This window comes from Nostoc sp. FACHB-110 (assembly GCF_014697425.1).
Taxonomy (GTDB): Bacteria; Cyanobacteriota; Cyanobacteriia; order Cyanobacteriales; family Nostocaceae; genus Nostoc_B.
On sequence record NZ_JACJRU010000037.1, the window covers coordinates 68,313 to 76,182 of the forward strand.

Below are 7,870 nucleotides of genomic sequence, written 5' to 3' on the forward strand. Positions count from 1 at the left end.
TTTAATAATCATTATGACTCAATCTCAAGCTACTGAAGTTTTAAATACAAATTCCTCACTTGCAGATTCCTCAATTACTATCAATAAGGATAATTTCTTCAAAATTGTTGGACAACGAGATAGAGATAGAAAGTCAATCACTACCAAAGAATTTAAAAAAGGTGAAGTAATTGCTAAAATTGCTTCTTACTCTCTTAGTAAAAAGCCAGATTTCCTGACTGTCCAGATCAATCATGAAGAGCATATCTTAGATTTACTCTTGGAAGCGATGAATCATTCTTGCTCACCAACAACTTTTGTAGATACGCAAAGAATGGTAGTTGTTGCTGAGAGGGATTTATCGCCAGGAGAAGAGTTAACATTTTTTTATCCATCTACTGAATGGGAAATGGATAGACCTTTTCAATGTCATTGTCAATCTCCTAACTGCATTGGTTTTGTCGCTGGTGCTAAGAGATTAACTATTCAACAAATGGTTAGCTTTAAGTTAAATGATCACATCAAGAATTTAACTAAACAAGCTTTACATTTGTAAGAAATCTAGATGTAACCAAATATTACCAAAAATAGTATTATGTAAGGTGTGTTATGCGTCAGCCATAACGCACCAAAAGTTTTTTCGCGGTGGATGACGCTGAAAATTAAAGTATAATATTTTTTAATATAAAAAATATTACCGAAACGAATTTTATGATTAAAGTTGATATTAATTCAGAAATTTATAATACAGCGATCGCTATTATTGGTATGACGGGTAAGTTTCCCGGTGCAAACAATATAGCAGAATTTTGGCAGAACTTAGAAAACGGTGTGGAATCAATCTCTCAGTTAACTGATGAAGAGATAATTGCGGCTGGGGTTAACCCTGAGTTACTGCAAAATTCTCACTATGTGAAGCTTAAGGGAATTTTACCTGACATTGATTTATTTGATGCAAATTTTTTTGGTTATAGTGGTAGAGAAGCTGAATTAATTGATCCCCAACAACGGTTATTTTTAGAGTCTAGTTGGACAGCTTTAGAATCAGCAGGTTATAACCCAGAAACTTATCAAGGTTTAATTGGTGTTTATGCTGGTGTCGGCATAAATCACTATTTATTAAATAATATTTATCAAAATCAGCAGATTTTAGATACAGTTGATCATTTCCAAATTTCTATAGCCAGTGATAAAGATTTTTTACCCACAAGAGTTGCTTATAAATTAAATTTAACAGGCCCAGCAGTCAACGTCCAAACTGCTTGTTCTACCTCTTTAGTGTCTGTACATTTAGCTTGCCAAGGGTTGTTAAATGGAGAATGTGATGTAGCCTTGGCTGGTGGCGTATCTTTCACCGTCCCTCACAAAACAGGTTATATGTATCAAGAGGGAATGGTGCTTTCGCCTGATGGTCATTGTCGTGCTTTTGATGAGTCAGCACAAGGGACTGCGGCTGGTAGCGGTTTAGGTATTGTGGTTTTGAAAAGATTGCGGGATGCGATCGCCGACCGTGACCAAATTCATGCCATAATCAGAGGCTCGGCGATTAATAACGATGGTGCGGTCAAAGTCGGGTATACTGCTCCTAGTGTGGATGGTCAAGCCGCAGTCATAGCCGAAGCACAAGCAATCGCTGGTATAGATAATGCCGAAGCTATTTCTTACATTGAAGCACATGGGACAGGCACACCTTTAGGAGATCCCATCGAAATTGCTGCTTTAACTCAAGCTTTTCAGCAAACTACAGATAAAAAAGGTTTTTGTGCAATTGGTTCTGTCAAAACCAACATTGGACATTTAGACACGGCTGCAGGAGTCACGGGTTTAATTAAAACAACTTTAGCGCTACAAAACCGTTTAATTCCTCCTAGCTTAAACTTTCAAACTCCCAATTCTCAAATTGATTTTGCTAACAGTCCATTTTATGTCAATTCTACTCTCAAAGAATGGCGGACTGATGATATTCCTCGTTATGCCGGAGTAAGTTCTTTTGGTATTGGGGGAACTAACGCTCATGTTGTGTTGGAAGAAACACCAGCAGAATTAAAAATTGAAAATATATCCTTCAACAATCAATCTAAACAACAATATATATTGTGTCTCTCAGCTAAAACCGAGACTGCTTTAGAACAAACAACATCTAATTTAATTAACTATTTACAACAGCATCCAGAAGTAAATTTAGGTGATGTTGCTTATACTTTGGGAATAGGCAGAAAAGCATTTAATTATCGCCGAGTTGTAGTTTACCAAAATTCCGAAGCTGCTATCAAAGCTTTAAGTAGTTTAGACTCAACGCAAGTTGTCACCAACTATGCTGAAAATATCAGCCGTCCAGTTGTATTTATGTTTCCCGGTCAAGGTTCACAGTATGTAAATATGGCGCAGGAAATATATGCAACTGAACCAGTATTTACCCAAGAATTAGATTTATGTGCAGAAATTCTCCAACCCTTACTAAATTTAGATATTCGAGAAGTTATATATCCATCTCCAGAGAACATTGAAGAAGCGACAAAACAATTACAACAAACAGCACTATCTCAACCTGCCATTTTTATCATAGAGTATGCCTTAGCTAAATTATGGCAATTTTGGGGAGTGCAACCAACAGCATTTATAGGTCATAGTATAGGTGAATATGTTGCTGCTTGTCTGGCTGGTGTTTTCTCCTTAGAAGATGCGTTAACTTTAGTAGTTACTAGGGGAAAATTGATGCAACAACTTCCTTTTGGTTCAATGTTGTCCGTTCCCTTATCACCAGAAAAACTCACAACTTTTCTAAATTCAGAAATTGCGATCGCAGCTATTAATAGCCCATCTCAATCTGTTGTTTCAGGTACTACGACAGCTATTGAAACATTAAAAAATCAACTCGCATCCCAGGGAATTGAATCTCGTTATTTGCATACATCTCATGCTTTCCATTCTCAGATGATGGAGCCAATTTTAGCTGAATTTACAGCACTAGTTAAAAAGATTAATTTAAATCCACCAAATATTCTTTATATATCTAATTTAACCGGAAATTGGATTACTCCCCATCAAGCCACAAACCCAGAATATTATGCTCAACATTTGCGTTCCACAGTGTTATTTGCAGAAGGTGTAGAGAAGTTATTAACTAAACCTGAGCAAATTTTATTAGAAGTCGGTGCAGGTCGGACATTAACCACTTTAACCCAGAAACACCCAGCTAAAAATCCAGACCAAATCATCTTAAATTCTTTACCGCATCCTCAAGAACAGAAATCATCGCAGGAAGTTTTATTGACGACTCTCAGCCAACTATGGACATTAGGATGCAAAATAGATTGGTCAGAGTTTTATGCTGAAGACCAATATTTTCGGATTAATTTACCTACTTATCCTTTTGAACGTCAGCGTTATTGGATAGAACCTAGAACCAAAGATAGCAATCAATCAAACAATATTACTAGTAAGAAGAATATTTCTGACTGGTTTTATATTCCTTCTTGGCAAAGAAAACCTATTACTAATAATCAGATAAATCAAACAACAGATAGTATTCTTGTTTTTGTTGATGATTCTCAATTTAGTATTAGTCTGGTTAACAAATTAGAGCAGACATACCAAAAAGTAGTTTTAGTTAAACCAGGAGACACATTTAAGCAAGAAAATCACAATTTATATATTATCAATCCCCAGCAAGCCCAAGATTATGACTTATTGTTGTCAAAATTAGGAACGAATTTACCGCCAACCATATTATATTTATGGCATTTGCAATTAGAAGAAATTGAGACTGTATTAGATGTAGGATTTTATAGTTTACTGTTATTAGCGCAAGCCTTCGGTAAACATAACTTGACTGAGGAAAGACAAATTATCGTTTTATCTCAGCAAATGCAAGATGTGACAGGTACAGAAAATATTCATCCTGAACAAGCAGTTGTCATTGGTGCTGTAAAAACTATTCCGCAAGAGTACCCGCAGTTAAATTGTCGCTGTATTGATATAGTTATACCTGCATCAGCAACTCCCGCAGAAAGACAAATCTTAGAACAGTTAGTCACAGAGTTGCAAGTCAAATCTTCAGACCAAATTATTGCTTATCGTCACCAACATCGCTGGATACAAACTTTTGCACCTGTGCAACTAGAAAAGAGTCATCAAAATATACACAGGTTGAAAGAAGGCGGAGTTTACTTAATTACAGGTGGCTTGGGTGGTGTTGGTTTCAAGATAGCCGAATATTTAGCACAGCAAGTCAAAGCCAAATTAATTCTTTTAGGCCGTGCTTCAATTCCTCCGCGTCAGCAATGGGAAGAGTGGCTAAATAGTCATGATGTGGAAGATAGTATCAGCCAAAAAATTCACAAAGCGCAGGAATTAGAAAAGTTGGGTGCAGAGGTGCTGATAGTCAGTGCTGATGTTACCAATTTACAACAAATGCAGGAGGCGATCGCTCAATCGCAAAACCATTTTGGCACAATTCATGGAGTCATTCATGCGGCTGGTGTGCCTGGTGGCGGTTTAATTCAGCAAAAAACTAAACCACAAGCCGAAAGCATTATATCTGCAAAAATTCACGGGACTTTAATTTTAGACAAAATTTTTCAGCATCAGCAGCTTGATTTTTTGGTACTTTTCTCCTCCCTCAGTTCTATTATCCCTGCTGTTGGACAAGTAGATTATTGTACGGCTAATGCTTTCCTTGATACTTTTGCGGCTGATAAAAACTCGCAAAACTCTACCTTTACAGTTGCTATTAATTGGGATGCTTGGCAACAGATAGGTATGGCAGCAACAGCAGCTAAAAAATCTGCGGATAAATTAGACTATAGCTATCTAGAACAAGCTTTATTACCAGCAGAAGGAGTGGAAGTTTTTAGCCGTGTATTGCAAAATCACATCACACAAATTATTGTATCTACTACCGATTTACACACCAGATTCACCCAAAACAACCAATTAGTTAAAACAGAAATAGCCACTACTGCTAAATACGCACGTCCTCAACTTAATCAGACTTATATTGCACCAAGAAATTGGCTAGAGGAGAAAGTAGCCGAAATTTGGCAGAAAACTTTAGGCATCCAAGAAATAGGTATCAATGATGATTTCTTAGATTTAGGTGGAGATTCTTTAATAGCTACTCAAATTGTGTCCTCAATGCGAAAAGAATTTCCTGATTACCCTTTTTCTGTTGCCAGCCTATTTGCATCTCCTACCATAGCTGCAATTGCCACTCAAATAGAAAACTCGTCAACTTTAGCTGCTGCGAATACTGATGAGCGAGAAGAAATAGAAATATAGGTCAACTCATTTCTTGCACGAGGGCGACTGAAGTCGCGGCTACACAGACAAAACCCCTTCGGGTTCGGGGGTTCGCAATCGACGGGAACCGCCAAGACTGCGACCCCCTCACCGCCTGCGCGGGTTCCAAACCCTTGATTTCTCGTCAGTCCGCGTGGTGCGCCAAGCGCAGCGCAAGCGCGATAGGCGGACTTCGTTTGTATAGCCGCGAATTCCATTCGCTGGGGCTAGGTGCAAGATGTGAGTCTACAAACCTGATATTCCCACCAGATAAACCTAACTGAACCGTATTGAAATATAGGTTTACTTGTCCGCATTTTATAGCTATAGCCAAGGCAGTTAGGACATCAGGAAATGATGAAACTTATACCAATTCACAATTCGCAATTCGCACTTCGCAATGACGCTCCTTCTCCCAAAGGGAGACGCTACGCGTAGCTTGCTTCTCCGAAGGAGTACGTCGCTAACGCTGCGCTAACGCAATTAAAAAACTTAGATACAGCAAAGCTTTCATGGTTTACATCTGTATCATATTTTTCGTGAAATGGTATTAGTTACTAAAAGACTTTCAACTCTGTCACCTGTCCCCTGCTGTAGTGCAAATTCATTGTTATTTTCTCCCTTTTTGCTGAGAACGATATTGTTGTCGGGATTGTAATTGTTGAGTTCTTACATGATTAATTTCCCGACGATATTGAGTCCGGGGAATATTTTCTTTGATGGCATTTTCTTTTTGGTTTTTATTAGTCAAATACTGACTCAATCTGTATATGTTCGGGTAAGTGAACATATCAACTATCGACAGTTGCAAATTAAATTTTTCTTGCAATTGCTGATTAATTTTTACCAGCAGTAGCGAATGACCACCCAGTTCAAAGAAATTATCATAAATGCCCACTTTTTCTACTTTTAGTGCTTGTTGCCAAATGTCAGCAATGATTTTTTCTGCTTCTGTATTTGGTATGACATCAGCTGATAGTTCCTGATGTAAGTCTGGGTTAGGTAAAGCGCGACGGTCTACTTTACCGTTGGGTGTCAGGGGTAAGGACTCTAACATCACAAAAGCACTTGGTAGCATATAACCAGGCAGTTTATCGCCAAGGAACTGACGCAGTTCTCCCGTTGTGAGTGTTACATCTTGTTTTGCTACCACGTAGGCTACTAAGCGTTTATCCCCTGAATTGTCTGCACGGGCAATGACACAACATTGTTGCACATTGCTATGTTGCCCTAGTAAAGTTTCGATTTCCCCTAACTCAATGCGGAAGCCACGTATTTTTATTTGATTGTCTATCCGCCCTATGTATTCTATATTACCGTCTTGTAAATAACGAGCTAAGTCACCTGTTTTGTAAAGGCTTTCTCCTCCTCTGCTCCCCTGCTCCCCTGCTCCCTTGCCTTGCCTAAAGGGGTTAGGGATAAATTTCTCTTGTGTTAACTCAGGACGATGCAGATAGCCCCTAGCTAACCCGACACCGCCAATGTGCAATTCTCCAGGTACGCCCACTGGTACTGGTTGTAAATACTGGTCTAAGATGTAGATTTGCTTGTTGGCGATCGCACGACCAATGGTAATTTTCTCTTGAGCATGACATTTTGCGATCGTGGCACAAACTGAGGCTTCTGTCGGCCCGTAAGCATTGAAGAAGTTTCTCCCCACAGACCATTGGTTGACTAATTCCACCGCACAAGCTTCGCCGGCAACAATGATGGTTTTAAGTGCTGGCAGTTCCACTACGGGCATCACGGCTAATGCTGATGGTGGTAGGGTGATATGGGTAATGCCATGATTGCGTAATTGTTCAATTAATGGCTGTCCTGGTAGTAAAGAGTCTTTTGTTACCAAGTACAGTCCCGCCCCCGACCCCAAAGCCATCAGGATTTCCGAGATGCTGGCATCAAAACTGAAGGAGGCAAACTGGAGAATGCGACTTTCACTGTCTACCTCAAAAGCTTGAATTTGTGCTTGCGCTAAGTTGCATAGTCCTTGATGCTCCACTAACACACCTTTGGGTCTACCTGTGGAACCGGAAGTATAAATCAAATTCGCTAAATTAAAAGCTCTAACTCCACTGGCGGGGTTGTGTTGATGGTTTTGGTCTATTTGTGACCAGACTTGATCTAAACAAATTACCTTTGCTTGATGCTGCGGGAGCTTGTCTAGCAGGTGGGTTTGAGTTAGCAGTACGGCGACTTGAGCATCTTCTAACATAAAACTCAAGCGGTCAATGGGATATTCACTATCCAGTGGCAGATATGCCCCACCTGCTTTGAGAACAGCCAACAGTCCCACAACCATTTCTATGGAACGCTCGACACAAATCCCCACTAATGTATCTGGTTTGACACCCAAGGATTGCAAGTGATGTGCTAATTGGTTGGCTTGGGTGTTCAATTGCTGATAAGTCAGTTGTTGATTGCCAAATACTAACGCGACTGCATCAGGATGGCGCTCTACCTGTTCCTCAAATAATTGATGGATGCACTTATCTTCGGGATAATCTGCTTGGGTGTCGTTCCACTCGACTAACAATTGATGCAGTTCGGACTCAGAAAGGAAAGCTAATTCTCCAACTCTCTGATGCGGGTTGCTGACTATTGTGGCTAACAA

At 39.5% G+C, this 7,870-nt stretch carries 3 protein-coding genes; 2 read left to right on the forward strand and 1 reads right to left on the reverse strand.

The window, feature by feature from the left end:
• The first annotated feature begins 13 nt into the window (after positions 1–13).
• Both H6G69_RS25785 and H6G69_RS25790 read left to right on the forward strand, forming a co-directional pair.
• Positions 14–535: an SET domain-containing protein-lysine N-methyltransferase gene (locus tag H6G69_RS25785; protein WP_190691966.1), complete on the forward strand. Its 522-nt coding sequence runs from the start codon at positions 14–16 to the stop codon at positions 533–535.
• 155 nt (positions 536–690) lie between these two features.
• Positions 691–5,259: a type I polyketide synthase gene (locus tag H6G69_RS25790; RefSeq protein ID WP_190691967.1), complete on the forward strand. Its 4,569-nt coding sequence runs from the start codon at positions 691–693 to the stop codon at positions 5,257–5,259.
• 610 nt (positions 5,260–5,869) lie between these two features.
• On the opposite strand, the gene H6G69_RS25795 is transcribed toward H6G69_RS25790, so the two are convergent.
• The coding region (locus H6G69_RS25795) for an amino acid adenylation domain-containing protein (RefSeq protein ID WP_190691968.1) at positions 5,870–7,870 on the reverse strand (2,001 nt) is incomplete at its 5' end.

Coding starts and splice junctions, on each gene's coding strand:
- H6G69_RS25785 (WP_190691966.1), top strand. CDS start 14: ATGACTCAATCTCAAGCTACTGAAGTTTTAAATACAAATTCCTCACTT.
- H6G69_RS25790 (WP_190691967.1), top strand. CDS start 691: ATGATTAAAGTTGATATTAATTCAGAAATTTATAATACAGCGATCGCT.